This window comes from Eisenbergiella massiliensis, from assembly GCF_003435485.1.
Genome location: NZ_QVLV01000052.1, coordinates 1 through 1,867 on the forward strand (window position 1 = coordinate 1; position 1,867 = coordinate 1,867).

At 42.2% G+C, this 1,867-nt stretch carries 1 protein-coding gene; it reads right to left on the minus strand.

Annotation, left to right across the window (positions count from 1 at the left end):
- Positions 1-91: 91 nt before the first annotated feature.
- The gene (ltrA, locus tag DXC51_RS29190; protein ID WP_035323742.1) at positions 92-1,375 is read right to left on the minus strand and encodes a group II intron reverse transcriptase/maturase; all 1,284 of its coding nucleotides are present in this window, start codon (positions 1,373-1,375) and stop codon (positions 92-94) included.
- Between the last annotated feature and the right edge of the window lie 492 nt (positions 1,376-1,867).

Sequence of the window (1,867 nt, forward strand, 5' to 3'; positions counted from 1 at the left end):
AATCGAGTAGGAGAAAATTTCTCTGATTAGAGAAATTTTCGACCTCTCACACCACCGTGCGTACGGTTCCGTACACGGCGGTTCAATCAACTTAACAAGTAACACACCTTTCGGTGTAGTAATCTAACATAGAGATTAGTCCAAATGAGGCTAATCTTTTGTTATTTATAGCCACATTAACAGCGCCTTTGTTGCATACGTAGGCAATCCTTGCCCCCGTATAAGCGACTCTCCTTGCTGTGTTTCTGTCTATTCCTAACTTTACAAGGTTCTTTTCTCTGTTTTGTGAAGTTTTCCAATGTTTCCAAATACACATGCGTAGTCTATAACGAATGTTACTGTCCATTTTCGCACATAGAGTTTTCATGCTACCTATCTTGAAGTAGTTAATCCACCCTCTAATTAATTCATTGAGTTTCTGCACTTTATAAGTGTTACTTACTCCCCAACTTCTACAAGTGAGCTGTTTCATCTTCGTCTTGAATTTCGCTACAGATTTTTCATGTGGTTTTGCCTTAAATTGGTGTGCCCTACTGTCAAAGTAGAATCCGAATCCAAGATACTTAAGACCATTTGGTCTGTCTACCTTGCTCTTTGTCATATTTACCTTGAGCCCTAGTTTCTCTTCAATAAACTTCGTGAGATTTCTCATCACTCTCTTTGCTGACATTTCACTTCCGACCATAATAATACAGTCGTCTGCATATCTGACAAAGTTCAGTCCTCTTTGTTCCATTTCCTTATCAAGCTCATTCAACATGATATTGGCAAGGAGCGGTGACAGATTTCCACCTTGTGGTGTTCCTATCACAGATTCCTTGTACTCATCATCTACCATGATTCCACTAACAAGAAACTTCCTGATAATTGAAATCACGTCTCCGTCCTTGATTGTTTTACCAATTAAGGTCATCAGTTTATCATGATTTACTGTATCAAAGAACTTCTCTAAGTCGATGTCAACAATCCAGTCATAGCCGTCATTCATCATATCTAATGCTGTGATGATTGCCTGCTGGGCGCACCTATTCGGTCTGAATCCATAACTATGGTCATGGAATTGCTCTTCATAGATTGGTGTTAATACCTGCGCTATGGCTTGCTGTACTAATCGGTCTGTTACTGTTGGTACTCCCAGGTTTCTGACACCTCCGTCTGACTTTGGTATCTCCACTCTGCGTACTGGTTGAGGCTTATATTTTCTTGTCCTCAACTGTTCTTTGATGATTTCGCCGTTCTTTGCAAGGTGTTCCTTGAGTTCCGTGTACTTCATTTCGTCCACTCCCTCTGCACCTTTGTTTCGTACGACTTGCAGATATGCTGTGTTGAGATTCTCTTTACTTAATATCTGCTCCATTAGACTACTTGTGTCCATGCGTTCGTTCCTTTCCGTCTCGCTTGAATTGACCACCCTTTCCCGATTGGGTACGGCAGATGTTGTCTTTTCTGCAATCAAGACTCTACTAAAACTGATTGATTGTTCGCCCCTTTGCTCCATTTCCATTACGGAAACTTCTTCACTACTATGGGCTCTGCTGACTTCTCACAGTTCGTTGTTACTGGGCTAATGAAACCTCTGTGAGACCTCCACGCTTAAGGTGCACGCTCTTTCCCTCCATGTATCCGCCACATTTACTCTGCTACTACAAATGTGATAGTTATTAGACTTCGTCGCTCTTTGCCGACTTATCTCTCGCAGCCTAGCCTTATATGTGATTTCTGTCCGTCAGATCAGAGATTTGCTTACAGCTTCCTTCAGATTTTACCTCACGATAAACACCCTTGCTGTTCAGCTATACACTTCCCACTATCTGGGTGTGTTCGGGACTTACACCCGTTAGAGCGCGCCCATGGCGCGCAAACAAAG